Raw genomic sequence first — 21,174 nt, forward strand, 5'->3', positions numbered from 1 at the left:
CTGAGAAAATACTGACACCCCGGCCCCGGGAAAACCCCTAACCCATCTACCTGCGAACCGGCACCATGCGCATTCTCGTCGTGGAGGACGATGCCGAAATCGGCGCGGCGATCCGCAGCCGCCTGACGCGGCTCGGCCACGCCGTCGATCTCGAGACCGACGGGTCGACCGCGAACAGCCTGCTGCGCGTCGAGCGCTTCGACCTCGTCGTGCTCGATGCGAACCTGCCCGGCCTCGACGGCTTCGCGGTGCTGCGCAACCTGCGCGCATCGGGCAGCACGACGCCGGTGCTGCTCGTCACCGCGCGCTCGGCGATCGACGACCGCGTGAGCGGCCTCGGCCTCGGCGCCGACGACTATCTGGTGAAGCCGTTCGACTACCGCGAACTCGACGCGCGCGTGCAGGCGCTGCTGCGCCGCAACAGCGGCCATGCGAACGACGTGCTGACGCTCGGCGGCCTCGTGATCGACCGCAGCAGCCGCCTCGCGGAACTCGACGGCCAGCCGCTGTCGCTATCGCGCCAGGAGTTCGCGCTGCTCGAGATTCTCGCGAGCCGTCCGCAACGGATCTTCTCGAAGGACGAACTGCTGAACCAGTTGTTCAGCTTCGGCAACGAGCCGACCGCGAACGCGGTCGAGCAATACGTGACGCGCGTGCGCAAGAAGCTGCAGGGCAGCTCGGTCGAGATCCGTACCGCACGCGGGATGGGGTATCAGATTGCCGCGCATTGACTGGTTCCCGAAGACGCTGTTCGGGCGCACGCTGCTGTTCATCGCGCTCGTCGTCGCGACCGGCGCGCTCGCGCTCGCGGCGATCGCGCGCTACTACGCGGGCGTCGCGGCCGAACGCGCTTACGACCAGTTGCTCGCCGGCGCATCGATCCAGGTCGCGGAGAACCTCTACGTACAAGGCGGCGTGCTTGCGCTGAATCCGCCCGTGGCAGCGCTGTCGACGCTGTCGCGCTACGACCTCGTCTACTACAAGGTCGTCGATTCGCGCGGCGTGGTCGTGGCCGGCTACAACGATCTCGCGAGCCCCGCGACGCTCGCCGCCGCCAAACAGGGCCCGGCGTTCGCGAACGCCGTCTATCAGGGGCACCGGATCCGCACCGCGACCATCGCGCGCTACATGCCCGAGGAAAGCACGCCCGGTTGGGCGCTCGTCACCGTTGCGCAGACAACCAACGCGCGCCAGCAGCTGACGAACGAGATGAGCATCAAGGTGTGGACGCTGATCCTGCTGATGAGCGTGCTCGCGATCGGCGCGAGCGGCCTCGCGATCCGGCGCGGGCTGCGCCCGCTCGCGCAGATCGGCACGATCATCGCCGCGCGCGACCCGGCCGACCTGCGGCCGGTGGCCGTCGATACGCCGAGCGAGATCGACGCGATCATCGGTTCGATCAATGGTTTGATGCACCGCCTCGCCGAGCGAATCAACGCGATGCAGCGCTTCATCGCCGACGCCGCGCACCAGATGCGCACGCCGCTCGCGCGGCTCGACGCACAGATCGAGCTGCTCGACGGCGAATCCGATCCCGCGCGTCATGCGGCGCGGCTCGATGCGCTGCGTGCGACCAGCGCGGATGTCGGACGGCTCACCGGGCAGTTGCTCAATCATGCGATGGTGATCCATCGCACCGAGGCCGTGCCGCTGCAACCCGTCGAACTCGTCGCGCTCGCGAAGGACGTGTTAGGCCGCGCGATTCCACTCGCGGACGAACGCGATGTGGCCGTTGCATTCGCAAGCGATGCGCCGCAAGCGTGGATCGACGGCGATGCGATCAGTCTTCAGGAGGCGTTGTCGAACGTGCTGCACAATGCGCTGCTGCATGGGCATGCGGACGACATCGTCGTATCGGTCGCCACCGCAGGCAACGCAGGCAACGCAGGTAACGCAGGCAACGCGGACGACGCGGTGACGCTGACCGTCACCGACAACGGACGAGGCATTCCGCGCGAGCACTGGGATGCGGCGTTGCAGCCGTTCGTGCGGCTCGCGCCGGACGGCACCGAGCGCCGCACCGGGTCGGGCCTCGGGCTCGCGATCGTGCAGGAAGTGATGAAGGCGCACGGCGGGCGTGTCGGGTTCGCGTTTCCCGATGCGGGCGGGTTTGCGGTGGTGCTTACGTTTCCGCAGCCGGTGACGGCTCACGCGAGCAAAGCCGCGGTTCGCCGGACGATCTGACGCGGAGTCAGTCGAACGGCAGCGCGCGACAGGCGCTCAATCGTCGCTGTCGCGACGGTCGGCGTTGCGCTCCGCATGCCGCGCCACCAGCCGGTCCAGCTCGTGATAGTGGCGGTCGCAGAAGAGACGGCACAACGTGTCGACGTCGACGCGCTTCCTGACGTCGATCGTTTCGACGTATTGCCCCAGCTTCGCCTTTCCGATGCCGAACAACCCCTTCTTCATCCGCATGGAAACCGCATTCAACTGGAAGCCGTCCGAATGCGCGTCGCTCAGCGCGCTGATCCACAATTCGCGCCGATCGCCGGCATGCTGCAGCACGAGCGCGGGCAACGGGCCGTCCTGCAACACGTTCCAGTCCGCATGCTGCGCGACCCACGGGAATGCATCGAAGGCCCGCGCGAACGACGCGTAGTCCGTCGCTCGCTCGGGATCCAGCTGGTCGTAGTCGTAGCCGACTTTCTGCGTGGAATAGGTCAACATGGCGGGTGATCTCCGTGGCGCCGATCGCCACAGAACATCAATCTACTCCACTTTTCATCGAGCACGGCCGCGCCAGGGTGCACGACTTACGCCGCCACCGCCTCCCCGCCGAGATACGCATCGCGCACGCGTTCATCGTCGAGCAGTGTTTTCGCGGGCCCTTCGAGCACCACGCGCCCCGTCTGCAGCACGTAGCCGTAGTGCGCGATCTCCAGCGCGAGGCTCGCGTTCTGCTCGACCATGAACACCGTCACGCCCTGCCGGTTGATCGTGTCGATCAGCTCCAGCACCTTGTCGACGTACAGCGGCGACAGCCCCATCGTCGGCTCGTCCATGCAGATCAGCTTCGGCCGCGCCATCAGCGCACGCGCCATCGCGAGCATCTGCTGCTCGCCGCCCGACAGCGTGCCCGCGCGCTGCGCGAGCCGTTCTCGCACACGCGGAAACAGGTCGAGCATGCGTTCGTAGTCTTCGCTCACCGCCGCACGATCGCCGCGCGTGTACGCGCCCATCAACAGGTTCTCGCGCACGCTCATGTCGCCGAACAGCCGCCGCGCTTCCGGCACGGCCGCGATCCCGCGCCGTACGCGCTGCGGTGTCGCGAGCGCGGTCACGTCGTCGCCGTCGAAACGTACGACGCCACGCTTCGGCCGCATCAGCCCGAGGATCAGCTTCATCGTCGTCGACTTGCCGCTCGCATTGCCGCCGAGCAAGCTGACGATCTGCCCGCGGCCGACTTCGAAATTCACGTCGAAGTGCACCTGTACCGGCCCGTAGAACGTGTCGAGGTGTTCGAGTTTCAGCAGCGCGTCGGTCATAGTCGTATCGGCGTCCGAATAAAGTGCGCTCATGCGGCCGCCTGCACGGTGCGCTCGGCCGCCGCGCCGCCCGCATGGCGGCGGCCGAGATAAGCCTCGACCACGCGCGGATCGTGCCGCACGTCGCGCGGCGCGCCTTCGGCGATCTTCACGCCGTTGTCGAGCACCATCACGCGGTCGGACACGCGCATCACCAGTTCGAGCTTGTGCTCGATCAGCAGGATCGTCAGCCCGCGCGCCTTCAGCGACTGGATCAGCTGCAGCATCTCGGCCGTTTCCGTCTCGTTCATGCCGGCCGTCGGCTCGTCGAGCAGCAGCAGGCGCGGATGCAGCGCGAGCGCGCGGCCGATCTCCACGCGCCGCCGGTTCGCATACGACAGGCTGTGCGCCGGATGATCGATGCGCGGCGTGAGCCGCTCGCCGAAGCCGGCGATGATGTCGCGCGCCTCGTCGCGCAGCGCCGCTTCCTCGCGGCGCACCGACGCGGGCCGCACGAGCGCGCGCAGCACTTCGGCGGCCGCGCCGAGCGCCGGCCAGCCGGGACGCGCCGCGCGCAGCCGCGCATGCGCGCCGATCAGCACGTTGTCGAGCACGCTCAGGTTGCCGAACACGCGGCCGTGCTGGAACGTGCGCGCGATGCCGAGCGCCGCGAGCCGTTCCGGCGCGGTGCCGGTGATGTCGCGGCCGTCGAAGGTCACGCGGCCGGCATCGGGCCGGTCGGCGCCCGCGATCAGGTTGAACAGCGTCGACTTGCCCGCGCCGTTCGGGCCGATCACGCTGAGCAGTTCGCCGTCGGCGAGCGCGAGGCTCGCACCGTCGAGCGCGGTCACGCCGTCGAAGCGGCGCGTCAGGCCCTGCACGTCGAGCAAGGGTCGGGTGGTGGTCATTGCATTCCTCCTCACACCGTGCCGAGCACGCCCTGCGGCCGGAACCGGACGAGCAGCAGCACGAGCCCGTAGATCAGCATCCGGTAGTCGGCCGCCCAGCGGAACAACTCCGGCAGCCCGATCAGCGCAACCGCGCCGACGATGCCGCCGAGCACGTTGCCGAGCCCGCCGAGGATCACCATCGTCAGCGCGAGGATCGACACCTGCGAATCGAAGGTCTGGTGATTGATGTAGCTGTACAGATGCGCGGCAATCCCGCCGCTCACGCCCGCCGCGACACCGCCGACCGCGAACGCGATCGCCTTGTAGCGGTTCGGCGCGATGCCGTGCGCGCGCGCGGCGACGTCGTCCTCGCGCACCGCGCGCAGCGTGCGGCCGAGATGCGAGCGCAACAGCCGCACCTGCACGAGCGCGAACACGACGAGCACCGCGAACGTGAACCAGTACGCGGCGCGCGCGGTGGTCGCCCACGGCAGCGGCGCGATACCGGTGATGCCGAGCGGGCCGCGCGTCAGGCCGTCCCAGTTCAGGATCACGAGGCTCACCACTTCGCCGATGCCGAGCGTCGCGATCGACACGTAGTGTCCGCGCAGCCGGAACGCCGGATAGACGAGCAGCGTGCCGAGCACGGCGGCGATCACGCCCGCGCACGGAATCGTCACCGCGGGCGACCAGCCGAGATCCGACGACAGCAGCGCGGACGCATACGCGCCGATCACGAGCAGCGCCGCATGACCAAGCGAGATCTGCCCGACCGTGCCGGCGACGAGCGTGAGGCTCAATGCGAGCAGCCCGTACAGCCACGCGTTGGTCAACGTCTGCAGCACGTAAGGCGATGCGCCGAGCCACGGCAGCACGGCCGCCAGCGCGATCAGCAGCGCCAGCACCGGGCGCGGCACGCGCACCGCCTTCGCGGCCGCGAGGAACGTGCCCGTCATCGGCTCCGGCGGCAGCGCGCGGTTCGCGCTGAACAGCCCGTTCGGACGCCAGACGAGGAACACGATCAGCAGTCCGAACGCGAACAGGTCGCGGTAGCTCGTGCCGAACAGCGCGACGCCGTAGCTTTCGACGAGACCGAGCAGCAGGCTGCCCGCGATCGCACCCGGCACGTTGCCGAGCCCGCCGATCAGCAGCGCGACCACGCCCTTCAGCGTCGCCTGGAAGCCCATCGCCGGATCGATGCTGTTGTAGTACATGCCGACCAGGAGGCCGCTCACGCCGCCGAGCGCGCACGCGATCGCGAACACCGTCTGGTTCACGCGATCGACGTCGACGCCCATCTGCAGCGCGGCGTCGCGATCCTGCGCGGTCGCGCGCACGGCCCAGCCGAGCCGCGTGAAGCGCAGGAAGCCGTACAGCAGCGCGGCCGCCGCGATGCCGATGCCGGCGATCAGCAGGTCGAGCGAGCCGAGCGTCGCACCGGCGATCCGCACGTGCCAGTCGGGCAGCGGCGTCGGCACCGCGCGCGGGTCCGCGCCGAACGCGAGCTGGTCGAGGATGAAGCTGATGCCGATCGTCGCGAGCAGCGGCGCGATGCGCGCGGCATGGCGCAGCGGCCGCAACCCGATCCGCTCGATCGCGATGCCGAGCGCGCCGCAGCCGACCACGACCGCCGCGAGCGCGATCGGCAGCGGCAGCCCGAAGCGCGTCAGGCACAGCCAGCCGATGAACGCGCCGACCATGTAGACCGAGCCGTGCGCGAAGTTGATCAGGTGCGACACGCCGAAGATCAGCGCGAGCCCGACCGCGAGCAGCGCGTAGATGTTGCCGACGATGAGGCCGTTGAGCGTGTAGTCGAGCCAGGAAGCCATCACGATGCGTCCGTCTTGGGCATGCGGGTCTAGGTCAGAGTGAGGGTGAGATTCGCGTTCGGATTCAGCGCGCCGCGATCTGCGGCTTCGCGCCATCCCACAGCGCCCACTGCCCCTGCTTCACGACGAGATACACGGTGCGCGCGCCCGCGACGCGGCGCGTCTGCGGATCGAAGCGCACCTTGCCGAAAATCACGCTCGGCACGTCGCTCACCTTCGCGAAACCGTCGTGCGCGGCCTGACGCGTCGTGCCGTAGCGGCGCAGCACGTCGGCCGACAGGATCAGCGCGTCGTACGCGCGCGCGACGAACGAATCGGGATCGGTATGGAATTTCGCGCGATAGCGCTGCACGAACGCCTGGACTTCCGGACGCGGCTCGGCCGGGAAGAAGTTCGATTCCGTATAGACGCCGTCGACGGCCGTGCCGCCCAGTTCGAGGAACTTCGGCGAATACACGGAGCCCACCGCCGCGATCGGCAGCGTGAGCCCCGACGTGCGCGCCTGCCGCACGATCTGCGCGCCGTCCGCGTAGTACGAGATCAGCACGATCGAATCGGGCTTCGATTCACCGATGCGCACAAGCGTTGAACGGAAATCCTTCTCCGTCGGCTGGTAGCCCTCGGCCGCGACGACCTGCGCGCCGAGCCCCGTCACCGCCTTCGCGAAGATGTCCTTGCTGGTGCGGCCCCAGTCGGTGTTCAGGTACAGCACCGCGATCCGCTTGAAGCCGAGTTCCTTCACTGCATAGCGCGCGAGCAGCGGCTGCTCTTCGGCCTGGCTCAGCGCGGTGCTCCACAGATAGTCGCCGCCCTTCGTGAAATCCGGATGCGAGTTCGTGAAGCCGAACTGGAGCAGTTGCCCGCGCTGGTAGATCGGCGACGCGGCCATCGACGTCGCGCTGGAGAAGTCGCCGAGCTCGATCACGACGCGCGGGTCCGCGACGAATTTCTGTGCGATCGCCACGGCCTGGCGCGGATCGCTGCGGCTGTCCTGGAAGTCGATCGCGAGCGGCCGGCCATGAATGCCGCCGCTGCCGTTGATCTCGTCGAGCGCGAGATCGAAGCCGCGCTTCCACTGCTCGCCGTATTGCGCGTCCTGCCCGGTGAGCGGCCCGCTCACGCCGATCACGACCGGCTCGCCCGCCACGCCTGCCGCGAGCGCGCCGCCCGTCGACAAACCCCATGCGGCAGCCAGCGCCGCCACCGTGCCCAGCACGCGCCGCCATGCGCCGCGTGTGTCGTTCCCCGAAACGTTCATGCGTCCCCCAGCTTCAGTCGATCGAAAAGAGTGAGGGCATGTAACCATCCGGTCCGGAGCGTTCCAACGAAGTTTTGCGCATATCGATATCGCGCATGGCGCGAAGTGAAACGCATGCGTGACGGTGTCCCGCGTATCGCGCATCGCGCGCTGCATCGGCGCGCGGCGCAGCACATTGATTCGATTGACGTTTCCCGCGCGGGGCCGATGGCAACGAGTGCGCGTGCATGCATGACCGGCCGTCGCGGCGCGTATGCGCTTCGCATTTATCGCGCTGTCGATAGCAAAAATCATTATATGAATCGCGCATGCTCGCACTCCTACAATGCGCAAATCGCATCATCGGAACGCGTCATGGAGCTGCATCAACTCGAAGCCTTTTCCGCGGTCATGTCGGCCGGCAGCGTGACCGGCGCGGGCGAACTGCTCGGCCGCTCGCAGCCGGCCGTCACGCGGCAGATCCAGGAGCTCGAAGCCGATCTCGGCTACGCGCTGTTCGACCGGCACGGCCCGCGCGTGACGCCGACGCGCCGCGCGTTCCTGCTCTATGAGGAAGTCGAGCGTTCGCTCGTCGGGCTGCGCGCGATCGAAGCGCGTGCACGCGCACTCGGCGACGAAACGGCCGAACCCGTGCGCATCGCGGCCACGCCCTCGCTCGCGGCCACGCTCGTGCCGGCCGCGCTTGCGGCCCTTCCCGGCGACGCGCATGCGCCGCACTATCAACTGCGCAGCGAGTCGGCCGAACACGTCGTGCACGAGGTGCTGGCCGGCACCGCCGATATCGGCGTCGTCACGCTGCCGATGGCGCATGCCGGGCTCGACGTGCACTGGATCGCGCAGACGCCGTGCGTCGCCGTGCTGCCCGCCGACGATCCGCTCGCGACGAAGCCGCGCATCGCGCTGCGCGATCTCGCGCGGCGTCGCATCGTGACGGTCGCGAACCGGCACCGGCTGCGCCAGCGGATCGATGCCGCGTTCGCCGCCGCCCGCGTCGATGCGCGCGTGTTCATCGAAACCAATGCGTCGTTGAATGCGGTGATGGCCGCGCGCGCGGGCATCGGGATCGGCATCGTCGATCCGGCGACCGGCGTCGCGCTGCCGGTGGACGGCGTCGCCGCGCGCCCGCTCGACGTCGACATCCCGTTCGCGTTCGGGGTCGCGACACCGGCCGGCAAAGCGCGCACGGCCGCCGTCGACGCGCTGCTCGACGCGCTGCATCGCACGACGCGCACGCTGCTCGACGACGTGATCTTCCACGACGCTGCCGCGCACGACGCGCTGCTGCGCGGCGACCGCCTGCGCACCGATCGCGCAACCCGAGCGGCAGGCACCGCAGGCACCAAGCGCGCGCGCCGTACGCGCCGGGAGGCCGCATGACGACGCCCGCCACACTCGAAGCCCTCGAAGCGCGGCTCGCGCAGGATCTGCGCTGGCTCGATCTGCCCGCCCCGTCGTGGGTGCCGCCGCGCGACGTCGACGGCGCACGCGTGCTCGATGTCGCCATCATCGGCGGCGGCATGGCGGGGCTCGCCGCATCGGCCGAACTGCGCCTGCTCGGCATCGACAACCAGTGCGTGATCGACCGCGCGCCGGCCGGCTACGAGGGCCCGTGGATCACGTTCGCGCGCATGGAGACGCTGCGTTCACCGAAGCAACTCACCGGCCCCGCGCTGGGACTCCCCGCGCTGACGTTCCGCGCGTGGTTCGAAGCGCAATATGGCCGCGAAGCATGGGATGCGCTCTACAAGATTCCGCGCACGCAATGGATGGATTACCTGCGCTGGTATCGCCGCGTGCTCGGCCTGCAGGTGCGCAACGACTCCACGCTCGTCGCGCTGCGTCCGCGCGACGACGGCCTGCTCTCGCTCGACATCCGCGCAAACGGCGAAGGCGACACGCTGCTCGCACGGCACGTCGTGCTGGCCACCGGCCGCGACGGACTCGGCGGCCCATACGTGCCGCCCGTCGCGCAACGTGCGCCGCGCACCCGCTGGGCCCATTCTTCGGAGCCGATCGATTTCGCCGCGCTTGCCGGCAAGCGGGTGGGCGTGGTCGGCGCGGGCGCATCCGCGTTCGACAATGCCGGCACCGCGCTCGAAGCGGGCGCCGCGCGCGTCGACCTGTTGTTCCGACGTGCGGACATTCCGCGCATCAACAAGCTGACGGGCATCGGCAGCCCCGGGCTCGTGCACGGCTACGCCGATCTCGACGACGCGACGAAGTGGCGCTTCATGCACTACGCGCTGACGTCGCAGACACCGCCGCCGCGCGACAGCGTGCTGCGCGTGTCCCGGCATGCGCATGCGTATTTCCATGCGGGCAGCCCGATCGAAACGCTCGTCGAACACGCGGACGGCCTCGACGTGATCACGCCGCGCGGGCGCTACACGGTCGACTTCCTGATCTTCGCGACGGGGTTTCATTCGGACTGGACGACGCGTGCGGAATTCGCGTCGTTCGGGCCGCATGTGCGGCGCTGGAGGGATCGCTATCGCCCGGAGCCGGGCACGTCGCTCGACGAGCTCGCCGAGTCGCCCGATCTCGGCCCTGCGTTCGCGTTCCAGGAGCGCGAACCCGGCGCATGCCCGGCCGTCACGCGCATTCATTGCTTCAACCATGCGGCGAGCCTGAGCCACGGCAAGCTGTCCGGCGACATCCCCGCGATCAGCGCCGGCGCCGAACGGCTCGCGCGCGGCATCGCGAGCCGGCTGTTCGATGCCGATCGCGACCGCCACTACGACGCGCTCGTCGCGTTCGCGAACGCGGAGCTGCAAGGCGACGAATGGCACGATGCCGATGCATGAGCGCCGCGGCGATCAACGACGACACTCGAGACTGGAAACCACCACGATGACCGAACCCATCACGCCGGCCGCCGCGCCGGATACGATCGACGCCGTCGCCGGCCTGCGCGACGGCGATGCAGTAGCCGCACTGCGTCGCGCCCGCGACAAGATCCTGCTCCATACGCGATCGAGCGAAGCCGCGCTGTTCGATCCCGCTCTGCCCGATCTTTCGCTGGCCGAACGATTGCATGCGGCGCGATATGTCGCGCAGCGCTCGAACGCGCATGCGCTCGCCGCAACGTACCGCGCACGACTGCTCGCTGCGGGCGGCACGGCGGACGACATCGCGCATGCGGACGCCGATGCATTCGACGCGCTGCCGCCACGCATCGGCGCACTGCTCGCACATGCACACCGGCTGACGCTCGCGCCCGTCGACGCGCGCCCGTCCGATCTCGACGCGCTGAAGTCGGCCGGGCTCACGACGCCGGCGATCGTCGCGCTGTCGCAGCTCGTCGCATTCGTTACCTATCAATTGCGCGTCGCGGCAGCCGCGCACGCATTGCAGGCACGCGCCGGCAAGGAGGCCGCATGACGACCACGACCGCCCACGGCTTCACGTCCGACACGCTCGGCTGGCGCGCGTGGCTCGACACCGTGCCGCTCGACGGCGCAACGGCCGACCAGCTCGCGGTGCTCGAAGCGAGCCATCCGCAAGCAAAGACGTCCGACTATTACCTGCTGCTCGTCCATCTGCCCGAGATCCTGCGGCAGCGCTCGGGCGTGTTCAACGCGATCATGTACGGCCCCGGCGGCCTCTCACGCGCGGAACGCGAACTGGCGAGCACGGTCGTGTCGCGCGTGAATGGCTGCGTGTATTGCGCATCGGTGCATGCGCAGCGCTTCACGCAGCTCGCGAAGCGTACCGATGCGATCGAACAGGTGTTTGACGATCCGGCCACGGCCGGCACGTCCGCGCGCGAACGCGCGATCATCCGCTACGCGATCGCGCTGACCGAACGGCCCGACGCGGTGGACGAGCACGACATCGCCGCGCTCGAAGCGGAAGGGCTGACGCATGAGGAAATTCTCGACCTGTCGCATGCCGTCGCGATTTTCGCGTGGGCGAACCGGTTGATGCTGACGCTGGGTGAACCGGTGTTTCCCGATCACGCGCGCACGCGGCCCGTCGACATGACTGTCTGACGCCGTCAATTCAGCGATGCTGAGGTTTGCCGATAGACCGGCGGGCGCTCGACCGATCGCGACACGACGGCCGGCGCCAAGGTGCTTCACCGGTAATGCGCAATGGCGGGCGTTCCGCATGCCCGTCAAAACACGCCCGGAACCAACCGGTACCGCACCTGCGCCTTGTACGCGCGATAATCCGCGTCTTCCGACAACACGCGTTCTTCCAGAATGATTCGCCCGACCTGCAACAGCATCCAGCTGCTGACCATGAGCAAGTTTCGGGAGCTGAAGTTTGCGAGCAGGAAACCAAGCTCGGACACCAGGTAAGCGGCATAGATCGGGTGACGCACGAACCGGTATGCGCCGCTCGCCACGACCCCGCGGTTGGCCGGCAACAGACCGAACGAGCGCCCCAGCGACAGCTTCGCGAGCAGCTGGAATGCGATCCCGAAAATCTGCAACGCTCCGCCTGCCCACTCCGGAATCAGGTGTGTGCTGGCGTCGAGCTGATAGGCGAGGCAGTAGAACGAACCGCCAAGAGAAACGCACACCGCGACGGGATGCCAGTCGCGCTGCTTCGGCAATTTCGCGAATGCCGACATGCCGACGGTCAATGCCGCGGCGACCAGCAGCAGGACCAGCGTGATCCGGCTCGGATCCTGTCGCCACGGGATGTAAGTCAGATAGGCAAATGCGCCCAGTACGGTCACCGACGACACGCGCGCGCCAAGTTCGATCAGGTCGATCTGTTCCGACTCCGCTGCCGCGCTTGCGACGTGCGGCACCAGCGCTTCTTCCTCGTATGCTCCCCGTCCCCCTGCATCCTGTACGGCCTCTCTCATCTTATAGACCCCGTCATTTATCGCGTTTTTTTATATTGCGGCTGCAGGTTAGCATGGCCCGCCTCGATGCAGCAGGCCAGGTTTCTGACTTTGTGACGTTGATTAGTGTAAGTCCCGAGGACATCGGACGAGTGGAAGGTCAGAAGGGCTGAATTTCGCCGCGCCTACGCTCCTCGGTCTGACGAAATCATCTTCGTGCTCCGCAATAGACTGGCTCGGATTCCGAACGAAGCAGGCCCGGTAATTGCCGCGTACGCCGTGGCCCGTGGCCGTGATCGCAACCGAACGACGACGCCCGCTCACGAACTTCGCGCCGCTATCGTTTGCACGGCCGCCGCAGCCGCGTCGGTGGTATCCGTCGGCGTTTCAAACACGCGTTGGCAACGGAACTGACGCGCACGCCACGCCGCGTCACGCCTTGTGCGTCGACAACAAAATACTCGTCTCCGTACTTGCGATCCCGTCGATGAGCCGGATCGCGCCGAGCACGCGATCGAAATGCTCGAGCGAATCGGCGTGCAGCTCGGCGACCAGATCCCAGCGCCCGTTCGTGCTGTGAATCGACGCGACGTTCGGATGCCCGCGCAGCACCTTCACCACTTCCGCGCCGCGATTGCCCTGCACCGCGATCGACATCAGCGCGCGGATCCGGTGCCGCTCGGCGGCCGGCTTGAGCCGCACCGTATAGCCGACGATCACGCCGTTCTTCTCCAGCCGCGTCAGCCGGTTCTGCACGGTCGCGCGCGCGACGCGCAGTTCCTTCGCAAGCGCGACGACCGGCAGCCGCGCGTTATCGCGCAGCAGCGCGATGAGCTGCCGGTCGACGTCGTCGAGCGTAATCATGAACGCCTCTTCCTGTTGAGCGTGAACGGGCCGCCAGCGTGCCGGACAGTGCGCATTCCGACCAGCGGGAATTGAGCAAACTGCCGGATATGTCAAGCAATTTGCAAAGTCTACCGAGAAATCTGCCACTTTTGCCGTCTTTTTGTTGGCTCGACTCCCGGAAATAATGACTCCATCGACCGGCCCAACGCGCCGCGACGCCGCTTTTCATGGAGCCGGGGCCCGGGCCACAGCGCCCGCCCCGGTCGACCGGAACGCCGGATATCCGCACCGGCAAAATAATGGAGACAGACCGATGACTCGCTTCCTCGACGTTCCCGCCACCGCCCGACTGATCGCCAGGACCGGCGTCACGCCGTTCCTGCGCGAACTCGTCGACACGCTGCGCGCCGATTACCTGCACTGGGCCGACTTCGACAAGTCGCCGCGCGTGGCGTGCCACTCGCGCGACGGCGTGATCGAACTGATGCCCGTCGCGAACGACTCGCTGTTCGCGTTCAAGTACGTGAACGGCCATCCCGTGAACGCCGCGCGCGGCATGCACACGGTGATGGCGTTCGGCGCGCTCGCCGAAGTCGACACCGGCTACCCGCTGCTGCTCGCCGAACTCACGCTGACCACTGCGCTGCGCACGGCCGCGACGTCGGTGCTCGCCGCGCAGGCGCTCGCCCGCCCCGATTCGCGCACGATGGCGCTGATCGGCAACGGCGCGCAAAGCGAATTCCAGGCGATCGCATTCCACACGCTGCTCGGCATCGAAGAGATCCGCGTGTTCGACGTCGATCCGCTCGCCACCGACAAGCTCGCGAAGAACCTCGCCGCGTATCCGGCGCTGCGCGTCGTGCGCGCCGCGTCGACCGCCGATGCCGTGCGCGGCGCCGACATCGTGACGACCGTCACCGCCGACAAGGCATACGCGACGATCGTCACGGCCGACATGATCGAGCCCGGCATGCACCTGAACGCGGTCGGCGGCGATTGCCCGGGCAAGACGGAGCTCGACGCCGGCGTGCTGCACGCGGGCCGCGTGTTCGTCGAATTCGAGCCGCAGTCGCGCATCGAAGGCGAGATCCAGCAGATGCCGGCCGACTTCCCCGTCACCGAACTGTGGCGCGTGCTGCAGGGCGAAACGACGGGCCGCGAACGCGCTGACGAAGTCACCGTGTTCGACTCGGTCGGCTTCGCGCTCGAAGACTATTCCGCGCTGCGCTACCTGTACGCGCTCGCGCAGCAGCACAACGCCGGCATCGAGATCGCGCTGATTCCGCCGGCCGTCGATCCGAAGAACCTGTTCGCGCTGATCGACGATCCGGCCGCAGTCGCGCAGGGTCACGCGGCGTTCGTCGCCGAAGCCGTCGCCGCGTTTGCGCGCTGACCGTCATTGCCGGGCGGCGTGCGCGCCGCCCGGTTCCTCGCCTCTCGCCACTACCGTTCATGAATCTCGTATCGATCCAGGCGCCGGCCGCCGTCGTGATGATCCGGCCGCACCGCTTCCTGCCGAACCCGCAGACCGCGGCCGACAACGCGTTCCAGCGCACGGCCGGCGGCGCTGCGCGCGACACGGCGTCGGTGTCCGCCGCCGCGCGCGACGAAGTCACGGCCGCCGCGCAAACGCTTGCCGAAGCCGGCGTGCGCGTGCACGTGTTCGACGACCACGGCGAGCGCGACACGCCGGACTCCGTGTTCCCGAACAACTGGTTCTCCACGCATCCGGGCGGGCACGTCGCGCTGTACCCGATGTACAGTCCGAACCGCCGCCGCGAACGGCGGGCCGATGTCATCGACATGCTGAAGGCCGAGTACCGCGTGCAGGACGTGATCGACTACTCGGGCCTCGAATACGACGACGTGTTTCTCGAAGGCACCGGCGCGATGGTGCTCGACCACGTCGCACGAATCGCATACACCGCGCGTTCGCGCCGCGCCGATCCGGTCGCACTCGAACGCTTCTGCACGAACTTCAACTTCGAGCCGATCTGCTTCGACACGGCCGACGCGAACGGGCGGCCGATCTATCACACGAACGTGATGATGAGCGTCGCGACCGAGTTCGCGATGGTCGGTCTCGACCTGATCGCCGATCGCCGGCGCCGCGAGGAAATCGCACAACGCCTGACCGAAACCGGCCGCACGGTGATCGCGCTCGATTACGCGCAGATCGCCCATTTCGCGGGCAATACGCTGGAACTGTCGGGCACGGACGGGCGCGTGCTTGCGCTGTCGCGACGCGCATTCGACTGCCTGACCGGCGAGCAACGCGTGACGATCGAGCGCTCGGCGCGGCTGCTGCCGCTCGACGTGCCGACGATCGAACTGGCCGGCGGCTCGGTGCGCTGCATGCTCGCGGGCATTCATCTCGCACGGCGCACGTCGATGCATGGCGTGATGGCAAGCGAAGCGGTGGAGCGGCAACGCGAAGCAACGGCGCTCGCCTGAGCGAACACACGTCCGCCATTGCAGCGGACTGTCGGACACAAGCGGATGCATCGGTCTCCGAACGGGATCGATGCATCCGTTGTTGATTCAACTACCCAGCAGCTTCAGCCCGGCCGGCAGCGTTTCGCCGAACACGCGTGCCGTGTCGGCCTCGTCGAACGCGATCGCTTCGCGCACCATGTCGATCCACGCCGCCGATGCGTTGGCCGCCGACAAACGCTTGATCACCGCTTCGCGCGTATCGTCCGGCAGATCGCGTTCGCGGTCGCCGGTCATGCGCGCGATTTGCGCCGCCGCGAACGCCGCGGGTTCGACCTGTTTCCAGTCGAGCGCGAACAGCGCGTCGAGCCAGCGCGTCGCGACGTCGGCCGGCACGACACTGTGCGCGCTGCCGTAGAACGGCCGGCGCGCGCCGATGCGCCCGAGCGCCCACGCGCACAGCGTGCGCTCGGCCGGCTTCTGCAACTGCCCGATCAAACGCTCGGCCAGCTCCACCTTGCGCTCGACCGGCAGCCGCTCGAGCGACGCCGACAAGCGCGTCATGTCGGCGGGGCCGACCTTGGCCGGGTCGAACGGCAGCTTGCGGCGCTTGTCGTCGGACGGTTCGAGGAACGCGATCGCATCGCGCACCTGCGTCTGCGCATCGTCGTCGAGACCGCCGGCCGCGCGACGCCACAGCGTCCACCATTCGGACCACACCTGCGCGTCGTTCACGTACTGGATCCCGTCGTCGAACAGCGGCCAGAGCTGCTCGATGCGCCACGCGTCGAGCGGATGACCGAAGCCCGGACGCAGGCAATAGCCGGCAAGATTCAGCCACGCGCGCTCGTGATCGGCCGAACGCCGGCGCCGACGCGCCCGCGCGAGCAATGCATCGAACAGTTCGCGCGCGAGCGCGACGTCCCACTCGTCGCGCGGGCCGAGCACCTGTTCCAGTTGCGCGCGCAACCGTCGCGTGTCCTTCGGCGTGACGCCCGCGGCCTTGCCGCCGAATGAGCGGTCGATCAGCTCGATCGCGTGATCGAGACGCGGATGGCGGGACGGTGTCCCATCGTCGCCCTGCGCGGGCGCGTCGCCGCGCAGCTGGAATTCGAGCCGCCAGCGGCGCGACGCATCGTCGGTCGCGATGCAATGCATTTCAAGCGTGCCGACCTCGGTCAGCGACGCTGTGAGCTTCACCGGCGTTTCGCGCGCGTCGCCGCCGGCCTTGCGATCGACGACCGTCGCGATCGGCGGCAGCCGCACGAAATCGCCGCGGTCCAGGTCGACGAGATCGCCGGGCTGGTACACGGTATCGGCCACCGTCGACACGAGGTGGAAACGCACCGGGTGCCCGAGCTGCAGCGCGAACGTGCGATCCTCGAGCCGGATCTCGCGGCCTTCTTCCGAACCGCGCGGCAGCAGGCAGACGCCGCGCGCGGCCGCGTCGCCCGCACCATCGTCGAGCACCAGGAAATAGCTGCGCGCCGAGCCGCCGCCGATACGCGGCGCATGCCCCGCGCGCGCGAGCCCGTAGGCCACCGCACCGCGTGCGACCGCGACGTCCGGATGCGCGTTGTGCAGCACGTCGAGCGGCGCGCCGCGCCACGCGCCGAGCGTCTGCGCGAGACGGCCGGCGAGCGCGCCCGCGCGGAACACGCCGCCGTTGAGCAGCAGCGTGTCGGGCAGCGGGCCTTCCGCATGACGATTCAGGAACGCGGCGACGTGCCGCGTGACGGCCGCATCGCTCGCATACGGCAACCCGAATTCGACGATCGCGGCCCGCGCGCGGCGCGGCAAGTCGCCAGCCTCGACCTGCGGAAAGAACCCGTCGACGACGATCTGCTCGACCTCCTGCCGCGTGAGCTCCGCCGAGCGCGCGCCGCCGACGAGCTTGCTGCCCGCGCCGAGCAGCGTCACGGTGACGGACGCGGGCGCATCGTCGCCGAGCAGCCGCTCCTTCGCCGCACGGCAGCGTTCGACGAGCTGCGACAGGCTCGCGGCCGACAGCCGCGTGCCGGGCTCGGTGAGCCGCGTCTCGACCAGGCGCGCGAGCGCGAGGTCCATGTTGTCGCCGCCGAGCATCAGGTGATTGCCGACGCCCACGCGCGTGAAGGTGGGCGCACCGTCGTCGCCCGGCGCGACGTCGACGAGCGTGAGGTCGGTCGTGCCGCCGCCGACGTCGCAGATCAGCACGCGCCGCGCCGCGGCGAACGTGTCGCGCAACGTCGCGCGCTGGCCGTACAACCAGTCGTAGAACGCGGCCTGCGGCTCTTCCAGCAGCCGCAGCGCCGGCAGTTTCGCGCGCCGGGCGGCCTCGACCGTCAACGCGCGCGCGCCGTCGTCGAACGACGCCGGCACGGTGAGGATCACGTCCTGCTTCGCGAGCGGCGCATCGGGAAAGCGTGTGTCCCATGCGGCACGCACGTGCGCGAGGTAGCTCGCACTCGCATCGACCGGCGACACCTTGTCGACGCCGTCGGCCGCGCCCCACGGCAGGATCGCCGCGAGCCGGTCGACCGATGCGTGCGACAGCCAGCTCTTCGCGCTGGTGACGAGCCGGCCCGGCACCTGCGCGCCGAGCGTGCGCGCATAGCGGCCGATCACGGCCGGCGGAGCGCCGGCCGCCTTCCCATCGGCCTTCGCATCGGCCTTCGGGCCGGGCGTCCAAGGCAGCCGCAGCGCATCCGGCGGCAGTTCGCCCGCCGCCGGGTGATAGCGGACCGACGGCAGCAGCGGCTGCGCCGCCACCGCGCCGGGGCCGACCAATTGCTCGACGTCGAACACGCGGATCGTGTCGGAGCCGGCCTCGACGTACGCGACGACCGTGTTGCTCGTGCCGAGGTCGATGCCGACCGTATAGCGCTTCATCGCGCTCAGGCGGTGCCGCGCACGTCGAACTCGACCTTCCAGCGCTCGTCCGTGCCGCTCGGGATCGCCTCGAGTTCAAGCGTGCCGGCCTCCGTCACGCGCGCATGCAGCCTCACCGGCACGACTTCGCCGACCGTACGCCCTTCGGCGGGCAGCGTCGCCTGGATTTCCTCGAGCTCCTGCAGCTCTTCCGGCGACCAGTAGTCGAGCAGCGTGCCGACCTGGTCCTGGCGCCGCACCGACGACCCGAAGAAGCGGAACTGCACCGGTTCGCCGACGACGAGGCCGAACTCCTGCGGCGGCAGCGCCGCGTCCGTGCCTTCCTCCATCCCGAACGGCGCGACGCACAGCGCCTGCACCGGCGGTTCGAGCCCCGGCACGGCCGGCATCGCCGACTCGATCGCGACGTAGTACGCACGCGCCGTGCCGCCGCGAATCCGCACGCCGCGGCCGCGCTTCACGAAGCCGTAGTACGCCGCGCCGCGCGCGACCGCGAGATCGAGATCCGCGCCTTCGAGCAGTCGCGCGGGCGGCGCACCTTCGGCGGCGAGCCAGCTGTTGAGCGTATCGAGCACGCGCTCCGTGAGCAGCGTCGACTTGAACACGCCGCCGTTGAACAGCACCGCGGTCGGATGCAGGAACGTCGCGCCCTGCGGCAGCGTGCGCTGCACGCCTTCGAGTGCGTCGAGCGCCGCGACCTGGCGGCCGAGGAACGCCGCGAGATGGCGCGTAATGCCCGCGTCCTGCGCATACGGCAGCCCGAGCTGCGTGAGACCGACGCGTGCGCGGCTCACCGGGCGCGCCGCCGCGTCGACTTGCGGGAAGAAGCCTTCGAGGATCGTCTGCGTGAGTTCCGCGCGCGTGAGCTCCGTGCGGATCGAGCCGCCGATCAGCTTCGAGCCGCGGCTCGGCACGACGAGCGGCACCGCGTCGGTCGTCGGGTCGGACAGCAGCATTTCCTTCGCCGACCGGCACGCGTAGGTCAGCGCGCGCAGTTGCCACGGATCGGGCTGCGTGCCCTGCTGCGCGAGCTTGCGCGCGACCACGTGCGCGAGCGCGAGATCCATGTTGTCGCCGCCGAGCAGGATGTGCTCGCCGACCGCCACGCGGTGCAGTTCGAGATTGCCGTCGCGCTCGACCACCGCGATCAGCGACAGGTCGGTCGTGCCGCCGCCGACGTCCACGCACAGGATCAGGTCGCCGACCTGCACCTGCTTGCGCCAGCCGCCTTCGCTCTTCTGGATCCAGCTGTAGAGCGCCGCCTGCGGTTCTTCGAGCAGCGTCATCCGCGAATAGCCGGCGGCACGCGCGGCTTCCGCCGTCAGTTCGCGCGCGGCCGGGTCGAACGACGCGGGGATCGTGACCGTCACGTCCTGATCCACGAACGGCGCATCGGGACGTGCGTGGTCCCACGCTTCGCGCAGGTGCGTCAGGTAGCGGATCGAGCTTTCGAGCGGCGACACGCGCGCGACTTCCGGCGGCGCATCGCTCGGCAGGATCGCCGCGCGGCGGTCGACGCCCGGGTGGCACAGCCAGCTTTTCGCGCTCGACACGAGGCGGATCGGCGTGCCGGCGCCGCGGGTGCGCGCCATCTCGCCGACCGCGAACGCGCGCGAGTCCGTCCACGGCAGCGTGAGGTCGCCCTGCGTCAGCTCGCTTTCATGCGGAAGATAGAGGAACGACGGCAGCAGGTCGCGCGACTCCAGCGCGCCGGGTGCGGTCAGCTGCGGGATCGGCAGCACCTGCTGCGTGACTTTTTCGCCGTCGCTCGCGGCGCTGTCGACGTACGACAGCGCGGAGTGGGTCGTCCCGAGATCGATACCGATCGAATAGCGCGGATCGCTCACAGTTCCACCTCCGCCGGTGCGATGACCGATGCGTCGTGGCTGCCCGTCAGCTTCGGCAGGCGCACGTCGGAGACACGCCAGCCGCGATGGCTGACCGTGCCCGTGAAGGGTGCCGCGCCGACCACGTTGCCGGTCACGCGCACGGCCGTCGCGTCGAAGCCGGCCGGCAGCGTCACGCGGCTGCCTTCGGCTTCGTCGCGCACCGGCACGATCGTGAAGTGTTCGCGCAGCGCGGCGCGGCAGCCGTCGTGCACGAGGCGGGCGGCGGCGCCGATGTCGGCGTCGCCGTAGCCGGCGATATCTTCCTCGACGAAATCGATGAAGCGCGCATCGCGCTGCAGCAGGCCGAGCAGTTGCAGCGCCGCTTGCGGGCTCGCTTCGCGCAGCTCGGGCGCCGGCGCCTTCACGGGCGCGGGTGCCGGGGCCGGTGCAGCGGCAGGCGCAACCGGGGCCGCCGCCGGTGCGGGTGCAACCGGGGCCGAGGCCGGCGGGCCGTTGCGCACGCGCAGCACGGCGGCCGCGAATTCGCGGTTGCCGAGCACGGAGAAGAATGTGCCGACGGCCAGCGATAGCCGGCCGAAGAAGGACAGGTTCGATTCGGGCATGAGGTCTGGACTCCTGTGGGCTCGCGACACGGCGAGCAGCTTGCCTGGGCGCCCGGCGGCGGCGTGCGATTGCGCACTGCCACCGCCCGGCGCGTGATTCGGACACACCCTCGCGGATGCGGAAAACCCGTATTTTGCCCTGTGCCGGGCGAACCGGGCAGAAGTTGGGGGACAGATCGGTGCGGCGCACGGATTTCACGCTGCGCCGGATTGCGTCGGACTACACGCTAGCGCGCGCCGAACGCGATGTTGCGGCGCGTCAGCGCGGCTTGCGGCGACGCACGGCCGTCGCTTCGAATTCGCGCGACAGCAAGCAGCGTCACCTCGCCGAAG

General features: G+C 69.1%; 18 protein-coding genes. 8 read left to right on the forward strand and 10 right to left on the reverse strand.

Annotated features, from left to right (window positions below; genetic code table 11):
• Positions 1-65: 65 nt before the first annotated feature.
• Entirely contained in the window at positions 66-731 is a 666-nt protein-coding gene (locus O1Q03_RS26000) for a response regulator transcription factor (protein WP_269506890.1), read from the forward strand.
• On the forward strand, positions 718-2,184 hold the full coding sequence (locus tag O1Q03_RS26005) for a sensor histidine kinase (RefSeq protein ID WP_269506891.1): 1,467 nt from the start codon (positions 718-720) through the stop codon (positions 2,182-2,184). Before O1Q03_RS26000 ends, O1Q03_RS26005 begins: the two co-directional genes overlap by 14 nt.
• Before the next feature lie 36 nt (positions 2,185-2,220).
• On the opposite strand, the gene O1Q03_RS26010 is transcribed toward O1Q03_RS26005, so the two are convergent.
• The 5 genes from O1Q03_RS26010 to O1Q03_RS26030 form a co-directional block, all read right to left on the reverse strand.
• Positions 2,221-2,667: a hypothetical protein gene (locus O1Q03_RS26010; RefSeq protein WP_269506892.1), complete on the reverse strand. Its 447-nt coding sequence runs from the start codon at positions 2,665-2,667 to the stop codon at positions 2,221-2,223.
• Between the two features lie 86 nt (positions 2,668-2,753).
• Entirely contained in the window at positions 2,754-3,518 is a 765-nt protein-coding gene (locus tag O1Q03_RS26015; RefSeq protein WP_269506893.1) for an ABC transporter ATP-binding protein, read from the reverse strand.
• A complete protein-coding gene (locus O1Q03_RS26020; protein WP_269506894.1) occupies positions 3,515-4,372 on the reverse strand; it encodes an ABC transporter ATP-binding protein in 858 nt (285 codons plus the stop codon). Before O1Q03_RS26020 ends, O1Q03_RS26015 begins: the two co-directional genes overlap by 4 nt.
• 11 nt (positions 4,373-4,383) lie before the next feature.
• Entirely contained in the window at positions 4,384-6,183 is a 1,800-nt protein-coding gene (locus O1Q03_RS26025) for an ABC transporter permease (protein WP_269506895.1), read from the reverse strand.
• A 64-nt stretch (positions 6,184-6,247) separates the two neighbouring features.
• On the reverse strand, positions 6,248-7,441 hold the full coding sequence (locus O1Q03_RS26030; protein WP_269506896.1) for an ABC transporter substrate-binding protein: 1,194 nt from the start codon (positions 7,439-7,441) through the stop codon (positions 6,248-6,250).
• Positions 7,442-7,795: 354 nt separating this feature from the next.
• On the opposite strand from O1Q03_RS26030, the gene O1Q03_RS26035 reads away from it, so the two are divergent.
• The 4 genes from O1Q03_RS26035 to O1Q03_RS26050 are packed head-to-tail and all read left to right on the forward strand — an operon-like array spanning position 7,796 to position 11,433.
• Positions 7,796-8,818 carry a LysR family transcriptional regulator gene (locus O1Q03_RS26035; protein ID WP_269506897.1) on the forward strand — a complete coding sequence of 341 codons (1,023 nt, stop codon included), beginning with the start codon at positions 7,796-7,798 and terminating at the stop codon, positions 8,816-8,818.
• Entirely contained in the window at positions 8,815-10,245 is a 1,431-nt protein-coding gene (locus tag O1Q03_RS26040; protein WP_269506898.1) for an NAD(P)-binding domain-containing protein, read from the forward strand. Before O1Q03_RS26035 ends, O1Q03_RS26040 begins: the two co-directional genes overlap by 4 nt.
• A gap of 46 nt (positions 10,246-10,291) precedes the next feature.
• Positions 10,292-10,822, forward strand: coding sequence for a CMD domain-containing protein (locus O1Q03_RS26045; protein ID WP_269506899.1), 531 nt, complete (start codon positions 10,292-10,294; stop codon positions 10,820-10,822).
• Positions 10,819-11,433: a peroxidase-related enzyme gene (locus tag O1Q03_RS26050; protein ID WP_269506900.1), complete on the forward strand. Its 615-nt coding sequence runs from the start codon at positions 10,819-10,821 to the stop codon at positions 11,431-11,433. Before O1Q03_RS26045 ends, O1Q03_RS26050 begins: the two co-directional genes overlap by 4 nt.
• A 125-nt stretch (positions 11,434-11,558) precedes the next feature.
• Here the strand turns inward: O1Q03_RS26050 and O1Q03_RS26055 are convergent, their stop codons facing one another.
• Complete coding sequence (locus O1Q03_RS26055; RefSeq protein WP_269506901.1) at positions 11,559-12,137, reverse strand: methyltransferase family protein; 579 nt, start codon at positions 12,135-12,137, stop codon at positions 11,559-11,561.
• A 534-nt stretch (positions 12,138-12,671) separates the two neighbouring features.
• Entirely contained in the window at positions 12,672-13,103 is a 432-nt protein-coding gene (locus O1Q03_RS26060) for an Lrp/AsnC family transcriptional regulator (RefSeq protein ID WP_006753967.1), read from the reverse strand.
• A gap of 295 nt (positions 13,104-13,398) precedes the next feature.
• Between O1Q03_RS26060 and O1Q03_RS26065 the strand changes: the two genes are divergently transcribed.
• Positions 13,399-14,478, forward strand: coding sequence for an ornithine cyclodeaminase (locus tag O1Q03_RS26065; RefSeq protein WP_269506904.1), 1,080 nt, complete (start codon positions 13,399-13,401; stop codon positions 14,476-14,478).
• Positions 14,479-14,537: 59 nt separating this feature from the next.
• The gene (gene ctlX, locus O1Q03_RS26070) at positions 14,538-15,539 is read left to right on the forward strand and encodes a citrulline utilization hydrolase CtlX (protein ID WP_269506905.1); all 1,002 of its coding nucleotides are present in this window, start codon (positions 14,538-14,540) and stop codon (positions 15,537-15,539) included.
• Positions 15,540-15,626: 87 nt separating this feature from the next.
• On the opposite strand, the gene O1Q03_RS26075 is transcribed toward ctlX, so the two are convergent.
• From O1Q03_RS26075 to O1Q03_RS26085, 3 genes are read right to left on the reverse strand one after another with little or no spacing between them, the layout of a single operon-like run.
• Entirely contained in the window at positions 15,627-18,389 is a 2,763-nt protein-coding gene (locus O1Q03_RS26075) for an Hsp70 family protein (protein ID WP_269506907.1), read from the reverse strand.
• A 5-nt stretch (positions 18,390-18,394) separates the two neighbouring features.
• The gene (locus tag O1Q03_RS26080) at positions 18,395-20,236 is read right to left on the reverse strand and encodes an Hsp70 family protein (RefSeq protein ID WP_269506908.1); all 1,842 of its coding nucleotides are present in this window, start codon (positions 20,234-20,236) and stop codon (positions 18,395-18,397) included.
• On the reverse strand, positions 20,233-20,841 hold the full coding sequence (locus O1Q03_RS26085; RefSeq protein WP_269506909.1) for a DUF2760 domain-containing protein: 609 nt from the start codon (positions 20,839-20,841) through the stop codon (positions 20,233-20,235). Before O1Q03_RS26085 ends, O1Q03_RS26080 begins: the two co-directional genes overlap by 4 nt.
• Between the last annotated feature and the right edge of the window lie 333 nt (positions 20,842-21,174).

This window comes from Burkholderia sp. IMCC1007 (assembly GCF_027257875.1).
Taxonomy (GTDB): domain Bacteria; phylum Pseudomonadota; class Gammaproteobacteria; order Burkholderiales; family Burkholderiaceae; genus Burkholderia.

Bases quoted from the DNA above. Each gene is read 5' to 3' on its own strand.
- O1Q03_RS26000 (WP_269506890.1), top strand. From the start codon at position 66: ATGCGCATTCTCGTCGTGGAGGACGATGCCGAAATCGGCGCGGCGATC.
- O1Q03_RS26010 (WP_269506892.1), bottom strand. From the start codon at position 2,667: ATGTTGACCTATTCCACGCAGAAAGTCGGCTACGACTACGACCAGCTG.
- O1Q03_RS26015 (WP_269506893.1), bottom strand. From the start codon at position 3,518: ATGAGCGCACTTTATTCGGACGCCGATACGACTATGACCGACGCGCTG.
- O1Q03_RS26020 (WP_269506894.1), bottom strand. From the start codon at position 4,372: ATGACCACCACCCGACCCTTGCTCGACGTGCAGGGCCTGACGCGCCGC.
- O1Q03_RS26025 (WP_269506895.1), bottom strand. From the start codon at position 6,183: ATGGCTTCCTGGCTCGACTACACGCTCAACGGCCTCATCGTCGGCAAC.
- O1Q03_RS26030 (WP_269506896.1), bottom strand. From the start codon at position 7,441: ATGAACGTTTCGGGGAACGACACACGCGGCGCATGGCGGCGCGTGCTG.
- O1Q03_RS26035 (WP_269506897.1), top strand. From the start codon at position 7,796: ATGGAGCTGCATCAACTCGAAGCCTTTTCCGCGGTCATGTCGGCCGGC.
- O1Q03_RS26040 (WP_269506898.1), top strand. From the start codon at position 8,815: ATGACGACGCCCGCCACACTCGAAGCCCTCGAAGCGCGGCTCGCGCAG.
- O1Q03_RS26045 (WP_269506899.1), top strand. From the start codon at position 10,292: ATGACCGAACCCATCACGCCGGCCGCCGCGCCGGATACGATCGACGCC.
- O1Q03_RS26050 (WP_269506900.1), top strand. From the start codon at position 10,819: ATGACGACCACGACCGCCCACGGCTTCACGTCCGACACGCTCGGCTGG.
- O1Q03_RS26060 (WP_006753967.1), bottom strand. From the start codon at position 13,103: ATGATTACGCTCGACGACGTCGACCGGCAGCTCATCGCGCTGCTGCGC.
- O1Q03_RS26065 (WP_269506904.1), top strand. From the start codon at position 13,399: ATGACTCGCTTCCTCGACGTTCCCGCCACCGCCCGACTGATCGCCAGG.
- ctlX (WP_269506905.1), top strand. From the start codon at position 14,538: ATGAATCTCGTATCGATCCAGGCGCCGGCCGCCGTCGTGATGATCCGG.
- O1Q03_RS26075 (WP_269506907.1), bottom strand. From the start codon at position 18,389: ATGAAGCGCTATACGGTCGGCATCGACCTCGGCACGAGCAACACGGTC.
- O1Q03_RS26085 (WP_269506909.1), bottom strand. From the start codon at position 20,841: ATGCCCGAATCGAACCTGTCCTTCTTCGGCCGGCTATCGCTGGCCGTC.